The organism is Pseudoalteromonas sp. S1609 (assembly GCF_005887255.1).
Classification (GTDB): domain Bacteria; phylum Pseudomonadota; class Gammaproteobacteria; order Enterobacterales; family Alteromonadaceae; genus Pseudoalteromonas.
In genome coordinates, this window is the sequence record NZ_PNDJ01000006.1 from 45,388 (window position 1) to 65,257 (window position 19,870).

Genomic DNA, 19,870 nt, shown 5'->3' on the forward strand with positions numbered 1-19,870 from the left:
TTAAACAAATAATAAATTAAAAGGGTAGTAAACCTACTTTTATCAATGCTTGCAAACAAATAAGCGAAAAAATACCTGCAAGTACATCATCGGCCATAATACCAAACCCACCATGGGCACGTTTATCGAGTATGCGAATCGGCCCAGGCTTTGCTATATCAAAAAAGCGAAACAGTAAAAAGCCCACCAGTAATGTTTGCCAGTTAAGTGCTGCGCCAATCATAGTAATATAGTAACCAGCAACTTCGTCCCAAACAATTGCGGGATGATCATGTACTTGAAGGTCATCGGCGGTTTTTCCACATGCCCAAATACCAAAGATGCTTATGACTACTGCAAATACAATTTGTAACCATAGCGGAAAATGCATGGTAATAAAAATAAACGGTAATGCTGCCAATGTGCCAAATGTACCAGGTGCTTTTGGTGCGAGCCCAGTACCAAAACCCAAGCCAAAAAATTGATGTGGGCGTTTTAAATTAAATAATCGGTTTTTATTCAAACCTGCTCCTTGGAAAAGTGCTCAAAACCTTTATGTTCAAAAGCAAACTTCTCACCTTGGTGTAATAACTCTATATTGCCGTCACCACTTTTTATTTGCCCGATACAGCTTGCCTCTACACCGTATTGGCGCAGCTTAATATCTAGCATACTCTTGTTACTATCAGCAACGGTATACAGTAACTCGTAATCATCGCCATAGTTAAGAACAAAAGGAAGTCGCTGCTCAAAATCAAGACTCGCTTGCATGGCATCTGAGGTGGGGACATTTTCAATATTAATGGTGGCACTAACTTGTGATAAATTTAGCACATGCCCTAAGTCGGCTAGTAACCCATCGGAAATATCAATGGCCGACGATGCCAAGCCTCGTAACGCTTGCCCAGCAGCTACACGTGGCGTGGGGAAATTTAAACGTTTATTAATATCTTTTAAGTGTTCAGGTGCAATCGATAAGCCTTGTTTTTTCGATTCAATCGCCAACCCAGCATCACCAAGCGGACCGGTTACAAAAATCCAATCACCCACTTTTGCACCACTTCTACGTAATGCTGTGCCTTCAGGAACTGTACCTTTTGCACAAATAGTAATACTAAGTGGACCTTGAGTGGTATCACCACCAATGATCTGAACGTTAAAGTACTCAGCAATTTCATGCATGCCATCAGTCAGCTCAGCAATCCATTGTGGATCGATACTAGGTAACGTAAGTGCAACCGACACCCAAGTAGGCTCTGCGCCCATGGCAGCTAAATCACTTAAATTAACAGCAAGAGCTCGATGCCCTAATGCGCGAGGGGAGATATCATGAAAAAAATGCACCCCAGCAACTAAGGTATCTGTGGTTACAGCAAGCTGACAGTTCGCTGGAACTGTGACAAGCGCACAGTCATCTCCAATCCCTAAATTAACATCGCGACGAGTAATGCCACGACCTTTAAAGTAACGATTAATTAATTCAAATTCCTTCATACACAAAAAAGCCGGCCTATGCCGGCTCTCCTTTTTAACGGTTATTTATAACAACTCATCTGATAATAAATTTCAGCTAAAGTTGTTATTACTTGCGTAACTGTTTTACAGCTTTATCAAGTACACCGTTTACAAATTTATGGCTATCTTCAGCGCCAAACATTTTAGCTAATTCAATACTTTCATTGATAGCCACTTTGTAAGGAACGTCTTCACGAAATTTAAGCTCGTAGCTGCTTAAACGTAAGATAGCACGTTCAACTTCGTCTAATTCATCAAATGGACGAGTTAAATGAGGCGATACAGCTTCGTCTAGTTGCTTGTGGTTTACTGCAACTCCACGCGCTAAATCTTTAAAATATTCAACATCAATTTTAGTCACATCGTTTTCGATCAACATTTGTTGTTCGATATCGGCAATTGCATTGCCGCTTAATTGCCATGAATACACGGCTTGAAGTGCTAAGATACGTGCTTTACGTCTTGCTGCTGGTTTCACAAAAATTCCTTAAACTTAAATTTTATCTAACACATTAACCATTTCAAGCGCACCTAAAGCAGCTTCGCCGCCTTTGTTACCCATTTTGGTACCTGCGCGCTCAATTGCTTGCTCAATGCTTTCAGTGGTTAATACGCCAAATGCAACCGGGATATCATACTCAAGTGATACTTGTGCAAGCCCTTTATTTGACTCGCCAGCGACGAGATCAAAGTGAGGCGTGCCCCCTCTGATCACTACACCTAAGGCGATAATTGCATCATATTCTTTTTTTGCTGCAACGCGTTTCGCTGCTAAAGGTAATTCAACCGCACCTGGTACGTAAATTACGGTAATATCATCTTCTGATACTCCACCAGTACGTTTTAGCTCATCAACAGCACCTGCAAGCAAGCTACTACCAATAAAGTCATTGAAACGAGAAATGACAATGGCAAACTTTTTGCCTGGAGCGTATTTATTACCTTCAATAATTTTCATTTGATAACCCTAAAAATAAGTTTAAGAGATTTCGGTTGCGCAAAAATTGCTGCGCATTATACCACATAAATAAAATAATAGCCTAGCGTGTAATTATTGTGGCTCTACGTAATCAACAACTTCTAAATGGAAGCCTGATAATGCATGATATTTTTTCGGTAAACTCATCAAACGCATTTTTTGGATACCTAAATCAGCCAAAATTTGCGAGCCTACACCTACGGTACGTGAAGTACCTTGGAATTTGCGTGGCGTTACACTCTCGCCAGCATCAGCTGCAGCGAATGCTTTAACAGTCGCTTCTAATTCGTCAGTGCTTTCTTGCTTACCTAAGATGACTAAAGCGCCATTATGCTCAGCTATATACGCCATTGCTTGCGATAATCCCCAACTACGATCAGCATTACGATCAGAGAGTAAAATATCGTTAAAGGTACTTTGTAAGTGCACTCGCACTAACGTTGGTTCTTGTTGTTTTATTTCACCTTTAAGCAATGCATAGTGCAGCTGCCCGTCAATGGTGTCTTTGTAAGTTACTAAGTCAAATTCGCCATGCTCAGTTGGCAATTTACATTTTGCAACTTGCTCAATAGTGGTTTCATTTAAGTTACGGTATTCGATTAAATCAGCAATGGTGCCAATTTTAATATCATGTTGCTTAGCAAATACTTCTAAATCAGGGCGGCGCGCCATGGTGCCATCTTCATTTAGAATTTCTACAATCACTGATGACGGCTCAAGTCCCGCTAAACGCGCTAAATCACAGCCAGCTTCAGTGTGCCCTGCGCGCGTTAATACGCCGCCAGGTTGCGCCATAATAGGGAAAATATGCCCAGGCTGTACAATATCACTTGGCACTGCGCCTTTAGCAATGGCAGCTTGAACAGTGCGAGCACGATCCGCTGCAGAAATACCCGTTGTAACCCCTTTTGACGCTTCAATAGACATAGTAAAGTTAGTCGAGAATGCAGCACCGTTATTTTTAACCATCAGCGGTAAATCAAGTTGCGAGCAACGCTCTTGGGTCATGGTTAAACAAATTAACCCACGGCCATGAGTCGCCATAAAGTTAATTGCTTCTGCACTTATGTGCTCAGCAGCAATAATTAAATCGCCTTCATTTTCTCTGTCTTCATCGTCCATTAAAATAACCATTTTACCGGCTTTAATGTCATCTATTATTTCTTGTGCGCTGTTTAAATTCATAAGTTGCTCGTATAAGTTGTCAATATCGTTATTTTATAAAGCCCGCTTTAGCGAGTAAGCTCATCGAAATATCTGAACCAGTAGGATGCTCAGCTCCCTTTACAAGGCGCTCTAAATAACGTGCTATTTGGTCGACCTCTAGATTCACTTTGGTACCGACTTGAAAATCGGCTATGGTCGTTTGCCCGCTGGTGTGGGGCACAATCGTTAGTTTAAATTTATTACCTTCAACCGCATTGACCGTTAGGCTAATACCATCAATACACACAGATCCTTTATAAGGAATGTATTTCATTAAATTTTCGTCGGTGGCTAACCAATATTCGGTTGCTCGTGCATTGGTATTTATTGCTGTGATAGTGGCAATACCATCAACATGACCAGACACTAAATGCCCCCCGAGGCGCGATACAGGTTGCATCGCCTTTTCTAAGTTAACTGTTTGCCCTAAAGCGTAATGTGCAAACCCCGTTAAGCTAATCGTTTCATTTGATAAGTCAGCACTAAAGCCATCTATATGCTTATCAACAACAGTGAGGCATACACCATTAGTTGCAATACTGTCACCTAACTTAACATCACTCATATCAAGGTTTTTACTTTGAATACGAATAGCTAAATCACCTTGTTTTTTTTGTAATAACGCAATTTTACCTGTCGCTTCAACTATTCCAGTAAACATAGTGCTACTCTTTATATAAAATGATTAATGAGCTTTTTTGTGTGCTGTGATACGTAAATCATCACCAATTGGCACACACTCATTAAAAGTTAAATTAATGGTATTTTGCATACTCATTAACTCTGGGAAATTCAGTAAACTTCTTGCATCGCTACCCATTAACTTAGGGGCAATATAAAAAACAAACTCATCAATTAAATCAAGTTCAGCCATTTTTCCGGCCAATGTGGCACCCGCTTCTAACCACACATTATTAAACTGTAATTGCGCTAGCTTTTGCAGTGCTGCTTGTAAGTCTACTTTATTGTTCTTTTCGGGTAGTTCGATCTGTTTAACAAAATGAGGCCACTGATGCGATTTATCAACCCGAGTGGTAAATATTATCACCTCGCTTTGAATTGAAAATAAGGCAAGTTCAGGGGTAAGTCTGTTTTGGGAATCAATAATAACGCGAACCGGTTGGCGCAGTGGTAAATCAGTTGGTAAAGAATACGGAAACTCTTCTGGGCGTACATTTAGTTTTGCATCATCCATCAAGACTGTATCGGCACCGGTTAAAATTGCACAGCTCTGAGCACGATACAGCTGCACATCTTGGCGCGCAGCGGGCCCGGTTATCCATTTACTTTGGCCATTTTTAAGCGCCGTTTTACCATCTATACTGGCGGCCATTTTGCAAGTCACAAAGGGTAATCCCTGCTCCATGCGCTTAAAAAACCCAAGGTTTAATGCGCGAGCTTGCTCTTCAAGTAATCCGTGAGCAACTTCTATACCAGCATCCGCTAAAATTTTCAGACCTTTGCCTGCAACTTGCGGGTTGCTGTCAACCATAGCAGCAATCACTTTTTTCACACCCGCGGCCTTTAGCCCTTCAGCGCAAGGCGGTGTGCGACCATAATGACTGCAAGGCTCTAGGGTTACATAAGCGGTTGCGCCTTTGGCATTTTCGCCAGCCATAGCCAGTGCGTTCACCTCAGCGTGACCTTGACCCGCTAACTGATGAAACCCTTCACCTATTACTTTATTATTCTTTACGAGTACGCAGCCAACATTAGGATTAGGAGTGGTGGTAAAGCGCCCTTTTTTTGCCAGTTCAATAGCGCGAGCCATGTAGCGTTTATCATCCTCTGAAAACGAACTTTGCATGCTCATTACTACTCTCCTAAGCGGGCTATTTCTTCACCAAATTCGCGTATATCTTCAAACGAGCGGTACACAGAGGCAAATCTTACATAGGCCACTTTATCTAACTTTTTAAGCGCTTCCATAATGCACTCACCCACCAAATGGCTAGACACCTCGCGTTCGCCAGTGGCACGTAACTGCGACTTAATAATATTAACCACTTCATCAACTTGCTCAGTGCTTACGGGGCGTTTTTCGAGGGCGCGAGTTAAGCCATTTAGTAACTTATCTTCATTAAACGGTTCGCGGCTGCCATCTTGCTTGATGACCCGTGGCATCACTAATTCAGCCCCTTCAAAGGTGGTAAATCGTTCGTGGCATTCATTACATTCACGACGTCTACGTACTTGGTGTCCCCCACCTACAAGGCGAGAATCAATAACTTTAGTATCTTTGGCGGTGCAAAAAGGGCAATGCATAACTGTGTGTTTCCGTTTTAAAAACAAAAAATGGCCGCTATCATAGCGGCCATTATAATAACAAAAATGTGTGCAGTTGTGATCTAAATTACTATTTTACTCTAGGATTAAGAGTAAACAGGTAATTTTGCACAAATTGCTTTCACTTTTTCTTTTACTTGCGCTTGTACTGACTCATCTTCGATGTTGTCTAATACGTCACAGATCCAGCCTGCTAACTCTTTTGACTCTGCTTCTTTAAAGCCACGACGAGTGATTGCTGGTGAACCAATACGCAAACCAGAAGTAACAAATGGTGAACGAGGATCGTTCGGTACTGAGTTTTTGTTAACCGTGATATTCGCATTACCTAGGGCAGCATCTGCATCTTTACCTGTGATATCTTTGTCGATTAAATCAAGTAAGAATAAGTGGTTGTCAGTTTTACCCGATACTACTTTGTAGCCGCGCTCTTGTAATACGGCAACCATTGCTTGTGCATTTTTAACAACTTGTGCTTGGTATGTTTTAAACTCAGGTTGAAGTGCTTCTTTAAATGCAACCGCTTTAGCAGCAATAACATGACATAAAGGACCACCTTGGCCACCTGGGAAAACAGCGCTGTTTAGCTTTTTGTAAATTTCTTCATCGCCACACGCAGAGATGATTAAACCACCGCGAGGACCCGCTAATGTTTTGTGTGTTGTGGTTGTTACAACGTGAGCAAATGGTACTGGGCTTGGGTAAACACCCGCAGCAATTAAACCTGCAACGTGCGCCATATCAACAAATAAGTAAGCACCTACTTTGTCTGCAATTTCACGGAACTTAGCCCAATCAACAATACCTGAGTAAGCAGAAAAACCAGCAATGATCATTTTTGGTTTGTGCTCAAGTGCTAACGCTTCAACTTGTGCGTAATCAATTTCGCCAGTTTCTTCGTTAAGGCCATACTGAATTGCGTTGTATGTTTTACCTGAGAAGTTTACGTATGAGCCGTGTGTTAAGTGACCACCGTGCGCTAGGCTCATGCCTAATACAGTATCAAGTGGGTTTAAAAGAGCTTGGAAAACAGCAGCATTAGCTTGTGAACCGGCATGAGGTTGCACGTTTGCGTAATCTGTACCAAATAATTCATTTGCGCGGTCAATAGCAAGTTGCTCAACCACGTCTACGTGCTCACAGCCACCGTAGTAACGTTTGCCCGGGTAACCTTCAGCGTATTTGTTAGTAAGTTGAGAACCCTGCGCTTCTAGTACGCGTGGGCTACAGTAGTTTTCAGATGCAATTAACTCAATATGCTCTTCCTGACGTGATGTTTCTTTGCTCATCGCGTCAAATAACTCTGGATCAAAGTCCGAAATATTCATGCTACGTTCTAACATTGGGGTCTCCTGGGCAACGTGTATGGGTATTTTTTAGAGGCTTTATTGTACGCTTAAAACGACGTTTTGCCTACGCTCTTAAGTTGAGGATATTTAAACAGGGATTGAGACTATTTCACAGCATTTTGATGATGATATTTTTTTATAAACTAATAACAATTTTAAATGAATTTTATTTACTACATTTATATAGCTTATGCGTTATGTCTTAAGCGATGCATAAACAGACAAAAAAAGCGGCCTAAGCCGCTTTTATTATCTGCCTTTTTTAGGCAAGCTTTTTAAACAATTCTGTACGCAAAACATCATAATCGTTGTGCATATCAGTGGCTAAACACGGTTTTGCTAATGCATCAGCTAACGGCTTTGGCATATCTAATTCAACATTAAGGATATCCTCAACGCTGTCTTTAAATTTGGCCGGATGCGCAGTCGCTAAAAAAATCCCCACAGCATCTGTTGCCTTATTTTCTACAAGACCTTGGTAAGCAATTGCGGTGTGAGGCTCTGCAATATAGCCAAGCTGTTGAATTTTTTTCATCACTGTTTGTGTTTGCTGCTCATCAACACTCACCGAATAAAAGTTATCATAACTAAACCAGTTATTATCTAACATTGATTGCACACGTGGCCAGTTATTAGGTTTACTCACATCCATTGCATTTGAAAGCGATTCAATTGTCGCATTAGGCGTCCAATTTTTATCAAGCATAAAGCGCGGTACTGTGTCGTTTTGGTTCGTAGTCGCGCTTAGTTTACCTACAGGCATACCAATAACCGCGCCAATCATAGCCGCACACACATTACCAAAGTTACCACTCGGTACTGAAATATGCGCTGTAGCACGCTTTTCTTTTGGCAGCTGTGCAATGGCTTCAAAGTAATAACACACCTGCGCAACTAAACGGCTAATGTTGATTGAATTTGCAGAGTTTAAACCTAACTTCGATTTTAGCTCTTCATCTAAAAATGATTTTTTAACCAATTCTTGGCAATCATCAAAACTACCCTCAATCGCATAACAGTGAATGTTGTCACCAAGCGTTGTAAATAACTTTTGCTGCGCTAATGAAATTTTACCTTTAGGGTATAAAATAACGACATCAATATTTGGTTTTTTATAAAAAGCATGTGCGACTGCAGCCCCGGTGTCACCCGATGTTGCAGTTAAAATAGTGACTTTTTCGCCTTGATTAAATTGCGCTAAGCACTCGGCCATAAAACGGCCACCAAAATCTTTAAATGCCAGTGTTGGGCCATGGAATAACTCTAAGCAATAGGTATTGTCTTCAACTTCCACCAGCTTAACCGGAAAGTTAAACGCATTCTTAACCATCTGGGCAACAGTATCACTTGGTAGCTCGTCACCAATAAGGTGCGATAAAATTTTGCCGCTGCGAGTAACAAAGTCCATATCTAGTAATGCATCAACATCACTTAATGGCGCTAACGACTCTGGAAAAAACACACCTTGATTACGCCCTAGTCCTGTTTTTACAGCTTCAACAAACGACACTTTTTGTGAATATTCTTTTAAATTATGTAATTGCATGACTCTTTATCCTATAAAACATTTAATTGACGCGTGCCGTCGTTATCTAATTTACAAATATGGCAAAAGCCTTGTTCGTTGATGTAATTTTCCTCTAGCCACTGCGCGCATTGCTCTGCCGCTTCAAGCGTTTTACATACACTAAACAAGGTCGGCCCTGCGCCTGAAATACTCACAACTTCAGCACCCAGTGCTGGTAAGCTTGCTTTGGCATCACTAAAGCCGCTTATAAGTGGCGCACGGTATGGCTCTGCTATTTCGTCTTTCATAATGCTTAATGCATCATCAAAACGCCCTGTTAACAGTAAGCTACTAAACGCCGATAAACGCTGAGCAAACTCAACCCCGGCATGCATACTTAGCTCTTTTGGTAAAACAGAGCGCGCTTTTGCGGTATTGAGCGAAAAACCCGGAAATGCGGCAACGTAATACCAGCTTTCATCAACAGGTAAAGCAATAGATTTATCAGGAATTAAATCACCGGTTAACTGTAAGCCACCTAAATAACACGGTGTGATGTTATCGTAATGGCGCCCCCCACTTACAACGGCTTCAAAATCTGCCATAAGCTCAATGAGCTCTACTTGGCTTAAATTAGTTTTGGCAAATTTATCCAGTGCTGCAAATGTCGCCACCACAGAGCAGGCACTTGAGCCTAATCCCGAACCAATCGGCAAATTTTTCCTAAGTTCGAGCTTTACCGCAGGCATATCAGGCGCAACATGCGCTCTAAAGTGCACTAAACACTGATACGCTAAATTTTCTTGCGCATCACTAGGTAGCTTATGTGCATAGTCGCCTGTACAGATAAATTCATCACTCGATGCGGCACTAACAACCGCCACATCACCTAATAAACCGCCATCAATGGGCGCAAGTGCGGCGCCCAGCGCATCAAAGCCAACGGCAAAATTACCAATAGACGCCGGAGCATATACTTCAATCATGACTGACTCCTAGCGAGATAATGTTTTTAATATGTCTGCAAATACACCCGCAGCCGTTACTGCAGAGCCTGCCCCATAACCACGAATTACAAACGGACGCGGTTGGTAGTATTGGCTTAAAATAGCCAGCGCATTTTCACCATCACGAATAACATTCAATGCATGTGATGAATCCACGGCTTCGATTCCGACCTTACAGTGACCATTTTTAATTGTGCCTACGTAGCGAAGTACTTTACCTTCACTTGCTGCACTTTGAACACGGTCGTTAAAACCAGCATCTAAGCTAGGTAATTTCGCCATAAACTGCTCAACATTGTCACCTTGGGCAAAACCTGGCGGTAAAACCGACTCCACTTCTATATCACTAAGCTCTAATTGCATGCCTGCTTCGCGTGCAATGATCAGTAATTTACGTGCTACGTCAGTTCCCGATAAGTCATCGCGCGGATCGGGCTCTGTAAACCCGCTTTCTTTGGCTTTAATTGTTGCTTCAGAAAGTGATAAACCATCTTCTAGTGCACCAAACATGTATGAAAGCGAGCCCGATAAAATACCACTAAACTCAAGTAACTCATCACCTGCACCAAACAACGATTGCAAGTTATCGATTACAGGTAAACCTGCACCTACGTTAGTTTCGTATAAAAACTTACGATTATTTTTATGTGTTGCTGCAATTAAATCTTGGTAATACGTATATGAGCTCGTGGTGGCTTTTTTATTGGCAGCCACAACGTGGAAACCCGCATTTAAAAAATCGACGTATTGCGAAGCCAAGGCATCTGATGAAGTACAATCAACTAGCACAGGGTTAACCAAGTGGTTTTGCTTAACAAACTGTTCTACTAATTTTAAATCAAATGCTTGCTCTGATTGCGTTAGTTTTTGTTGCCAATCATCAAAAGCAATGCCTTCACCATCAAGGTGTAATTGACGAGAATTAGCCACACCGTATAGGTTTAATTTAATATTACGCTTTTCAAGCCATGCTTGTTGACGTTCAAGCTGATTTATTAGCTCTTGACCGACTAAGCCACATCCCAATAAAAACACATCGATTGAAGGCACATGAGTGAAAAAGTTTTCATGACAGATTTTAACCGCGTCATTACACAACTCACCATCAATAACCGCAGAAATAGCGCTTTCAGTTGAGTCTTGCGCTATGGCAACAATGTTTACTTGTGCTTGAGCAAGCGATGCAAAAAACTTAGCAGCTAAGCCTTTATGTGCGCGCATGTTATCGCCCACTAGCGTTACTATTGCTAAATTACGTTGCACATTTACCGGCTCAATTAAGCCAGCTTTTGACTCTAAGTCAAAGGCCACTTGCAACGCACTTAACGCTAGGTTTAAATCACTTTCATGAACACAAAAACTGATACTAAATTCACATGATGATTGAGTGATCAGGACGATTGACACGTTATCATGCGCTAATGCATTAAATACTTTCGATGCCATACCCACTTTGCCCTTCATACCAGGACCTGAAACGGTCAACATAGCTAAGTTTTGTAGGCTTGAGAGTGCTTTTACTGGCTCATCAGATACCGTATCGTTACTAATTAATGAGCCTTGTGCATCTGGGTTATGAGTGTTTTTAATTTCGCATGGCACTCCAGCTTTTGCACACGGTAGGATAGTTTTAGGGTGCAACACTTTAGCGCCAAAATAAGAAAGCTCCATCGCCTCTTTGTAAGATAGGAAATCAACCTTAGTGGCTTTTTTGATATAACGCGGATCGGCGCTGTATACACCATCAACGTCAGTCCATATTTGGCACACTTGCGCCTCTAAACACGCTGCAGCAATCGCCGCTGAATAATCAGAGCCATTTCGACCAAGTGTTGTGAGCTCACCTTTATCATTACTTGCAGTAAATCCAGGCATGATGTAAACCGTTGCTGGCGACTCTTTTAGTACCGCTTGAAAACGGGCTTTACTGGCGACTAAATCGGCCTCAGCGTCAATGTGTCCACCCGTTGAAACAATACAGTCTGTTGCTTGTAAATAATGCGCGTTATGATCGGCTAGTAAGCTTTGCATTAGCGATACGCTAACACGTTCACCAAAGCTAATAATAAAAGCCCTGATTTTGTCTGGGCAACACTTAATAAGTGCAACCCCATCAAGCTTATTTTTCAATTCGTTAAAGTCTGGCCAGTTTTGAACTGTTCCTTGTTTTTCCTCTACAGCTGCTTTTAAAGCATTGCAGCGGGTAACAAGTGCATCCCACAACGGGTTGAAATCCAGCCCCTGCTCTGCGGCACTAGCCAGCGCAACAAGCGAATCTGTCATACCGCCAGGCGCTGAAAGCACCAGTAACATTTCATCTTTTAATTGTGCCTTAGCTAGAGCAGCTACTTGCTCTAAACAGGCAAAGTCAGCGAGCGATGAGCCACCAAATTTTAAAACGCGCATTTTTATGTTTCCTCATTCCATAAAACGAAAAAAGGCCTGTGTTCTAAGTGAACACAGGCCTTTAAATTTGTTGCACCGACCTATGCCACTATCCAGTAAGAATGGTGGTTGTAATAATAATGGTCGTTACAAGACTAAATGTTTTCATAGCTTAAGACTGCCTTAACAAAGGCTATTCTGTCAACCCTAAATTAGAAGATAAAACAGTCTTTTTCATCATGAATTTTATTAATAAATGCCAAACTTATGCAAAACGTCGTTAAGTTGTGCTTTATTAATCGGTTTGTGAATAAAATCGATTGCGCCGAGTTGCGCTACGCGATCTCGCATTTTTTGTTGAATATCTGCAGAAATTACCAATACATAAGTTTCTATTTTATTTGCTTTGACCTGCTCAAGCACTGCAATCCCATCCACTTCAGGCATGGTTAAATCGAGGCATAAGAGATCAAAATGCTTATGGTGTAATAACGCCAAGGCTTCTTTACCATTGGTTGCCTGTTGAATATCAGCATCAATACACTCATTTAAACAGCGGATCACTTGTTTACGAGCAACAGTTGAGTCATCACAGACTAAAATAGAAAAACGCATCATAATGACAATTTAATTAAACTCATATAAAACACCTAAACCCACGCTAAAATTAATTTGCTTACTCAGGCAGCAAAAAGTCAAAAATATAACCAACATAAGTAGCGAGCAGGTTATTTACTGTATCTTTTACTAACGTTATCAATAAAGTGCATTAATGCACAATAAAAATTAGCAAAATAACTCTACCTAATTTGAAAACAAACTAGCGAAACACACTATGCTTTATTGTTAAGTTCATGAGGTAATCCTTATTTAAGATCGCAAAATAACAATATAATAAAATATATGTTTATTTTTAATGATTTATTAACTAATGTTTATAAGCGTACACTAATAGTTGAATAATTAAAGGAAATACAAGTCCCTCATGCCGCAAAAAAGTCTTTCAACAAAGTTACTCACACGAGTTTTATCGGTTTATTTTATACTGACTTTTGTGGTGACCTGCGGACAAATCTTCGCAGAGTATGTTAATACCAAAGATTACATACGCGATGAGCTCGGCACACTGCAAAAAACATTTGGTAGAAGTCTAACCCGAGCAATTTGGGAGTTAAATATAAAACAAACCACAACAACCGCAGAAGGATTACTTGATATACCTATGGTTGAAGGGGTTATTATTCGTGATGATAACGGCGCTATTATTTCTCAATTAGGCCGCGCGCTAAACATTCACAACCTATATAGTCAGCAACTTGTCCAGGAAGACGTGATTGTAGAAGACGCCAAAGCAGGTTTATTTGGTTATACATTTCCGCTTATTTTTGAATTTTCAGGTCGCGCCACCCAAGTAGGTGATGTGACTTTATTTTCTAGCCGCGACGTGATCTTTAGTCGCATCATGCTCTCTATTTACTTTTTAATTGGCAACGCCATGATTAAAACCACCTTTTTAATCATCTTGTTTTTAATCGCATTTAGAAAGCTGCTAACGGAGCCACTCACACAACTTACTGAACAAATTGAATACCTTGAATTAGAAGAGCTCGATGGCCAGCGCGTTAAAATTGTCACTGACGAAAATAACGAACTAAAAGTAATGGAGCGCTCTTTTAACAATTTGATCTCTAAAGTTGTTGAGTATAAAAAAGAGTTAAAGCAAACCCAGAATGACCTAATCGAAAGTAATCAAAAACTAGATCAACAAAATTTGCAGCTTGAACAAGATGTAGCGCGTAAAACATCAAACCTTAGCCAAGCAATGATCGACCTACAGCAACAAAAATATGAACTCGAACGCCAAAAAGCAGTATTAACTGAAGAAGTTGACCTACGAAAGCAAACTGAGCAAGAGCTGCTAAGTAAACAAACCCAACTACAAAACTCACTCGATGAACTAAGCTTTGCGCAAGAGCAGCTTGTTGGCTCAGAAAAAATGGCGGTATTAGGCGGTTTAGTGGCGGGTATTACTCATGAAATTAATACCCCTATTGGTATCGGCGTAACTGCGACTTCATTTTTACATGAGCGTTTAACTGAAATAGAAACTGCGTTTAAAAACAAATCGCTATCCTCTTCAGCACTGGAGAGCTTTATTAATGATGCTGCACAAAGTGCTCAGCTACTCTCTCACAATTTAGAGCGCGCATCTGACTTAATCACGAGCTTTAAACAAATCGCAGTTGATCAAGCCAGTGAGGCGCTAAGAACCATTAACTTTAAGGATTACATTAATGAGGTTATACGTTCTTTACATCCGCAAATTAAAAAAACATCCCATAGCATTCGCCTGCATTGCCCTGATGATTTAATTATTAATTTACCTGCGGGGGTGATCAGCCAAATATTTACTAACTTAATTATGAATTCATTACTGCATGGCTTTGAAAATATAAACAGTGGCCAAATTACCATAGATGTAAATACCGATGAAAACGACTTAGTCATTAATTACCAAGATAATGGTATCGGGTTGAAACCGGCACAACTTAAGCGTTTATTTGACCCATTCTTCACCACAAAGCGTGATGAAGGTGGCAGCGGCTTAGGTGCTCACATTATTTTTAACCTCGTAAAACAAACACTCAATGGCAAAATTGAAGTCAGCAGTGAACCCGACCAAGGGTTACATTACCGAATTTCGTTCCCTAAAAATATGTCATCCCCCCTGCCACTTTTTAAACTCGATTAGCCGTTTCTAGAAGCGGCTTTTATTGCTATGATTGCACAAATTTTTTAAATGGATCATTTCCCTATGTGGTTTAGTAACCTTATATGCTATCGCTTTAAACAAGACGTTTCGTACACTCAAGAAGACTTTGACAAGGCGTTAGAACAAGATCTATTTCGTCCATGTACTGGCCAAGAGTTGGCGACATTTGGCTGGACAAAAGCATTTGGTAAACATGGTGAAACTTTGTCTCACTTTTCACAAAAAAGCATTTTAGTGTGTGCCAAGCGTGAAGAGAAAGTGTTACCGGCATCTGTAATAAATGAGCTTGTTGCAGAGAAGGTTGATCAGATTGAAGCTGAAGAAAATCGACCAGTAAAGAAAAAAGAAAAAGATGAATTAAAAGAAAACATCTTGCACACGCTACTGCCACAAGCATTTAAAAAGTCGAGCCTACAGTTTGCGTTCATAGACCAGGAAAATGGTTGGGTTGTAGTTAATAGCGCAAGCTTTAATAAAGCTGAAGAGCTTCTGGCGTTACTACGTAAATCATTAGGTACGCTACCCGTTGTTCCTGCGTTTGCTAACTATGATTTAGATGTGTTTTTAACTGACTGGCTTACTAACTTTAGTACTCCAGAGGGCTTCGCTATAGGCTCTGATGCTGAGCTTGAAGAAGCGGATGACAGTGGAGCCCAAGTTAAGCTTAAAGGCCATGACTTAGCGTGTGACGAAGTAAAATCGCACCTTGAAAGTGGTAAACGCGTCACTAAGCTTGCCTTGGATTGGCAAGAACGCGTTAAGTTTATGCTACAAAACGATGGTTCAATTAAACGTTTAAGCTATAGCGAAACACTTAAAGAAGAAAATGCCGATATTCCTAAAGAAGATATGGCGGTTAAACTAGACGCTGACTTTATTCTTGCATCTGAGGAAATAAAACTGCTTCTTGAAGAGCTTACTCAAGGCTTAGGTGATGCAGACGATTTAGCGTAAAAGCTTTATTAAACAAATAAAAAAGCACGATACTAATCGTGCTTTTTATTGTTCAAAAATTTAGCTAAACATTTCTTTTACGTCTTCAACCATATGCAAGTATTCCTCACTCTCTAACATTTCTAATGAAGGAAAAATGCCTTTATCAATATAGGTTTGTAGCGCCGCAGATTTATCTGATACTTGTAGGGTTCCCTCAAGGATTGCACCAATGCGAATAAAGTCGATGTAACTCACTTCAGTAGAGCGATAGTTAACATCAGCCCAGTGCTGTGCAACTTCTGCAAACACGTCCGGGAATTCCCATGCTTTCATAATTGAGCCGCCAATTTTACCGCTTAAGCGTTGAATTGCGTGCGCTAAAAAACTCGGATTGGCAAACACTTCTGGGTGTCGCTCAGCCTCAGTTAAAATCGGTAACACCCCAATATTATAAACCAATGAAGCTAGTGTAATGGCATCACGGTTAAGCGAAGTGTGAGTATTTCTTTTTAAATAAAACTCCATCAATGAAATAGAATGCGAGGCCACATGCAGCGTTTTTTGCCACGCCTTGCCCATGTATCCCTTTATTAGCTCATTATTAGATACAAACAGCTGCTCCATTGCCATGGCTGTAGCTATATTTTTTATTTGCCTTAAGCCAATACGTGTCACTGCTTGATGTAAGTTAGACACCTTTACAGCACGACCCATAATGGCACTATTTGCTACTTTAATCATTCGCGCAGACAGTGCAGGGTCATGTGCTATTGCATCTGACATTTGCATCAAATTTACATCTGGATTGTCAGCGGCTTGACGAACCTTAATCGCTACCTCTGGTAACGTAGGTAACACCAGTGTGTCGTTGTTAATTCTGTCAACCAAAATTGTGAGTAAGGCATTTTCTGTAGACATAAAATATCCCTTTGCTTAATGACCTACACTTTACAGCAAGTCTTATATTATTAATTATTTCAAAGCTTAGCAGTACTAAACATATACCCAAAGTAGAAAAAATTGTAGATAATTATTGATTATTTACTAGTGCCTCACTGATTTATGCGCACTAACGCCTAATACTTGCTATTTGCTAGTGGGTTTTGCTTTAATGCAAACATGCTAAGGCACATTAACACGCTTCAGTACCTTAACTTACAGTATACAAGTTATAAAATAGACTTTTTAAAGGCAATATAATGATCTTAAATAAAATTAGCCAAGCAATACTGCTCTCTGGCATCGTTTTTCTTAGTGCCTGCTCTGAGCAAGCACCGTCTTCAAGTAATACGCCGCAAAGCTCAGCGCCAACGGCTTCTCAAACGCCTTCTGGGCCAGCGCTTATTAATATTGACCGTCAACGCTTAGACATATACACAGACTTTAGTTTACAAAGTGACTTATCACACTTGTCTGACAATCAAAAAGCTATGGTAGCTAAACTTATTGATGCTTCAAAAATTATGGATGATTTATTCTGGAAGCAAGCATTTGGTAAAGATAAAAAAGACTTTTTAGCACAACTAGATGATGAAAAAGTACGTCAGTTTGCTGATATTAACTATGGCCCATGGGATCGCTTAAACGGCGATGAAGTATTCTTATCAGGCTATAAAGAAAAACCGCTTGGTGCAGGCTTTTACCCAGCCGACATCACCAAAGAAGAGCTTACTAACGCTGATGTAAAAGATAAAACAGGTCTTTACTCACTGATTAAACGCGATGAGCTTGGTAATTTATACAGCACACCTTATTCAGAAGAGTATGCAGTAGAGCTTGCTCAAGCTGCAGAGTTACTTAGAGAAGCCAGCAAATTAGCCGACGATCAAGAATTCGCCAACTACTTAAACTTACGAGCTGACGCAATACAAAGCGATGACTTCCAAGCCTCTGACTTCGCTTGGATGGATATGAAAAATAATCCAATTGATGTGGTTATTGGCCCAATTGAAAACTACGAAGACCAATTATTTGGTTACCGCGCAGCTTATGAATCGTATGTTCTTATTAAAGATTTAAAGTGGAGCGAGCGACTAGCGAAATTTGCAGCGTTTTTACCTGAGCTGCAAAAAGGCTTACCTGTCGATAGCAAATACAAGCAAGAAGTACCGGGCTCAGATGCCGACTTAAATGCCTATGATGTTGTTTATTATGCTGGGCACTCAAATGCTGGCAGTAAAACCATTGCAATTAACTTGCCCAATGATGAGCAAGTGCAATTAGAAAAAGGCACACGTCGTTTACAGCTTAAAAACGCAATGCGTGCGAAGTTTGATAAAATTTTAGTGCCTATCTCAGAGCAGTTAATTGTGCCAGAGCAACGCAAACACATTACCTTTGATGCATTTTTTGCCAATACCATGTTCCATGAAGTGGCTCACGGTTTAGGGATTAAAAACACCTTAACGGGTAAAGGTACCGTTCGCCAATCACTTCAAGAACACGCTAGTGCTTTAGAAGAAGGTAAAGCCGATATTCTTGGTTTATACATGGTTGAACAGTTACTTAAAAAAGGTGAGATCACTGAAGGGACGTTAGAAGATTACTACACCACCTTTATGGCGGGTATTTTCCGCTCAGTGCGTTTCGGTGCCTCAAGTGCACATGGTAAAGCAAACATGATCCGCTTTAACTTTTTTGCTCAAGAAGGTGCTTTTTCTAAAAATGAAGACGGGCTTTATAGCATCAACATGGATAAAATGGGGGATGCTATGGCAAAGTTATCGCGCCTTATTTTAACTCTACAAGGTGACGGTGATTACGAAAAAGTAGATCAACTTATTGCCACTCATGGCGATATTAAAGCGGAACTTGCTAAAGATTTAGAAAAGTTAAGCAAAGCGAACATCCCTGTAGATGTGACCTTTAAACAAGGCAAAGATGTGCTTGGCCTTAATTAACAAAAGCTAATTAAATAAAAAAGCGTTACATTGTAACGCTTTTTTATTACTTATCAGAATGCTTATTTGTCATTCATCACTTTGCGTACAACCGGTTCAAGGCTTGCCATTCCCCACTGCTTACCGATTTCAATCGCATACTCTATATCTGTACCTTGCTGATGGGCTGAAATAGCCATTAACGCGCCAACACGGTTGCTACTTGCACAATGAACAACCACCGACTCACCTTTAAGTTGCTCTAAAAGATTGGCTAACTGCTTTGCATTATCAGTGTTTACGTCTTTTGCACCCGCAATCTCAATTAAGTGGTAGCTCATTCCTAAAGAGTTGACTAACGCGCCTTCATCCCAGTCTTGCTCATCTGCTGCACGTAAATTAATAACATGCTTTACCTTGGCTTGCGATAATTGCTTAAACTGCTCTTTAGTCGGTTGCGCTGCTGAAAAAATCAGGTTGTTATGTGCTGCAAAGTTTTTAATGCTAACGTTATTTACTACATCCGTAGCTACCGGCTGCTCGCTCGCTATTACTGTTGAAACAGCAATGGCTGCTATAAATACACTAGTGCAGAGTTGTTTTATTAATTTCATACTATCTCCTCAAAGTAACCCATTCTGATTTTAAAAATGCGTTTTTAATTGCTCTATCTGCTCATTAGTATAAGGGACACTTGGAAACTTGCCCCATACCGGCGCAGGCCATGCAATATCTGTTTTAAAACGCGCTATATGATGAATATGTAATTGCGGAACCATATTGCCAAGCGCGGCCACATTTAACTTATCAGGATTAAACACCTCAATTAATAAATGGCTGAGCTTAGCCGACTCTTGTAAATAAGTGATTTGTTGCTGCTCGGTTAAATCTATTATCTCTTTTAAACCCGCTATTCTAGGAACTAATATAAACCATGGGTATTGGCTGTCATTTAGTAGTAATACCTTACAAAGAGGCCAATCGGCCAGTTCAATACAATCTCTTGTCAGCTCTGGGGCTAAGGTAAATGATGTTTCGCGCATGTTAAATCCTTAGGTTATTTTACTTC

Annotated in this window: 19 protein-coding genes; 3 read left to right on the plus strand and 16 right to left on the minus strand. The window is 40.5% G+C overall.

The window, feature by feature from the left end; all coding sequences use genetic code 11:
- Positions 1-16 precede the first annotated feature (16 nt).
- The 13 genes from CWB76_RS02055 to CWB76_RS02115 all read right to left on the minus strand — a co-directional run bounded on the left by CWB76_RS02055 (position 17) and on the right by CWB76_RS02115 (position 12,831).
- Positions 17-502: a phosphatidylglycerophosphatase A family protein gene (locus CWB76_RS02055; RefSeq protein WP_008110211.1), complete on the minus strand. Its 486-nt coding sequence runs from the start codon at positions 500-502 to the stop codon at positions 17-19.
- Entirely contained in the window at positions 499-1,473 is a 975-nt protein-coding gene (thiL, locus tag CWB76_RS02060) for a thiamine-phosphate kinase (protein ID WP_010390938.1), read from the minus strand. The genes CWB76_RS02055 and thiL overlap by 4 nt, the downstream gene beginning before the upstream one ends.
- An 88-nt stretch (positions 1,474-1,561) precedes the next feature.
- Positions 1,562-1,972 carry a transcription antitermination factor NusB gene (gene nusB / locus CWB76_RS02065; protein WP_010390936.1) on the minus strand — a complete coding sequence of 137 codons (411 nt, stop codon included), beginning with the start codon at positions 1,970-1,972 and terminating at the stop codon, positions 1,562-1,564.
- 15 nt (positions 1,973-1,987) lie between these two features.
- Positions 1,988-2,452 (minus strand): 6,7-dimethyl-8-ribityllumazine synthase, encoded by a 465-nt coding sequence (ribH, locus tag CWB76_RS02070; protein ID WP_008110216.1) that lies wholly within the window; start codon positions 2,450-2,452, stop codon positions 1,988-1,990.
- A gap of 93 nt (positions 2,453-2,545) precedes the next feature.
- A complete protein-coding gene (gene ribBA / locus CWB76_RS02075; RefSeq protein ID WP_010390933.1) occupies positions 2,546-3,658 on the minus strand; it encodes a bifunctional 3,4-dihydroxy-2-butanone-4-phosphate synthase/GTP cyclohydrolase II in 1,113 nt (370 codons plus the stop codon).
- A gap of 28 nt (positions 3,659-3,686) precedes the next feature.
- A complete protein-coding gene (locus CWB76_RS02080; RefSeq protein WP_010390931.1) occupies positions 3,687-4,340 on the minus strand; it encodes a riboflavin synthase in 654 nt (217 codons plus the stop codon).
- Between the two features lie 24 nt (positions 4,341-4,364).
- A complete protein-coding gene (ribD, locus tag CWB76_RS02085) occupies positions 4,365-5,492 on the minus strand; it encodes a bifunctional diaminohydroxyphosphoribosylaminopyrimidine deaminase/5-amino-6-(5-phosphoribosylamino)uracil reductase RibD (RefSeq protein ID WP_138605179.1) in 1,128 nt (375 codons plus the stop codon).
- A 2-nt stretch (positions 5,493-5,494) separates the two neighbouring features.
- Positions 5,495-5,944 carry a transcriptional regulator NrdR gene (gene nrdR, locus CWB76_RS02090; RefSeq protein WP_010390928.1) on the minus strand — a complete coding sequence of 150 codons (450 nt, stop codon included), beginning with the start codon at positions 5,942-5,944 and terminating at the stop codon, positions 5,495-5,497.
- Between the two features lie 107 nt (positions 5,945-6,051).
- Positions 6,052-7,308 carry a serine hydroxymethyltransferase gene (gene glyA / locus CWB76_RS02095; RefSeq protein WP_138605180.1) on the minus strand — a complete coding sequence of 419 codons (1,257 nt, stop codon included), beginning with the start codon at positions 7,306-7,308 and terminating at the stop codon, positions 6,052-6,054.
- A gap of 268 nt (positions 7,309-7,576) precedes the next feature.
- Positions 7,577-8,860 carry a threonine synthase gene (gene thrC / locus CWB76_RS02100; protein ID WP_131690592.1) on the minus strand — a complete coding sequence of 428 codons (1,284 nt, stop codon included), beginning with the start codon at positions 8,858-8,860 and terminating at the stop codon, positions 7,577-7,579.
- 11 nt (positions 8,861-8,871) lie between these two features.
- Positions 8,872-9,807 (minus strand): homoserine kinase, encoded by a 936-nt coding sequence (gene thrB, locus CWB76_RS02105; RefSeq protein ID WP_013464227.1) that lies wholly within the window; start codon positions 9,805-9,807, stop codon positions 8,872-8,874.
- A 9-nt stretch (positions 9,808-9,816) separates the two neighbouring features.
- Positions 9,817-12,234 (minus strand): bifunctional aspartate kinase/homoserine dehydrogenase I, encoded by a 2,418-nt coding sequence (thrA, locus tag CWB76_RS02110; RefSeq protein WP_138605182.1) that lies wholly within the window; start codon positions 12,232-12,234, stop codon positions 9,817-9,819.
- A gap of 228 nt (positions 12,235-12,462) precedes the next feature.
- Positions 12,463-12,831 (minus strand): response regulator, encoded by a 369-nt coding sequence (locus CWB76_RS02115; RefSeq protein ID WP_138605184.1) that lies wholly within the window; start codon positions 12,829-12,831, stop codon positions 12,463-12,465.
- A gap of 367 nt (positions 12,832-13,198) precedes the next feature.
- Here CWB76_RS02115 and CWB76_RS02120 point away from each other — a divergent pair, with 367 nt between their 5' ends.
- On the plus strand, positions 13,199-14,965 hold the full coding sequence (locus CWB76_RS02120) for a sensor histidine kinase (protein WP_138605186.1): 1,767 nt from the start codon (positions 13,199-13,201) through the stop codon (positions 14,963-14,965).
- Positions 14,966-15,028: 63 nt separating this feature from the next.
- Entirely contained in the window at positions 15,029-15,940 is a 912-nt protein-coding gene (gene rdgC / locus CWB76_RS02125) for a recombination-associated protein RdgC (protein ID WP_109875483.1), read from the plus strand.
- Positions 15,941-16,000: 60 nt separating this feature from the next.
- Here the strand turns inward: rdgC and CWB76_RS02130 are convergent, their stop codons facing one another.
- Complete coding sequence (locus CWB76_RS02130) at positions 16,001-16,840, minus strand: HDOD domain-containing protein (RefSeq protein ID WP_138605188.1); 840 nt, start codon at positions 16,838-16,840, stop codon at positions 16,001-16,003.
- A gap of 281 nt (positions 16,841-17,121) precedes the next feature.
- On the opposite strand from CWB76_RS02130, the gene CWB76_RS02135 reads away from it, so the two are divergent.
- Positions 17,122-18,822 (plus strand): DUF8614 domain-containing protein, encoded by a 1,701-nt coding sequence (locus CWB76_RS02135; protein ID WP_138605190.1) that lies wholly within the window; start codon positions 17,122-17,124, stop codon positions 18,820-18,822.
- A 62-nt stretch (positions 18,823-18,884) separates the two neighbouring features.
- Here CWB76_RS02135 and CWB76_RS02140 read toward each other — a convergent pair whose 3' ends face one another.
- Together CWB76_RS02140 and CWB76_RS02145 are read right to left on the minus strand one after the other, a co-directional pair.
- A complete protein-coding gene (locus CWB76_RS02140) occupies positions 18,885-19,415 on the minus strand; it encodes a protein tyrosine phosphatase family protein (RefSeq protein ID WP_138605192.1) in 531 nt (176 codons plus the stop codon).
- Positions 19,416-19,445: 30 nt separating this feature from the next.
- A complete protein-coding gene (locus tag CWB76_RS02145) occupies positions 19,446-19,844 on the minus strand; it encodes an HIT domain-containing protein (RefSeq protein ID WP_010390912.1) in 399 nt (132 codons plus the stop codon).
- Between the last annotated feature and the right edge of the window lie 26 nt (positions 19,845-19,870).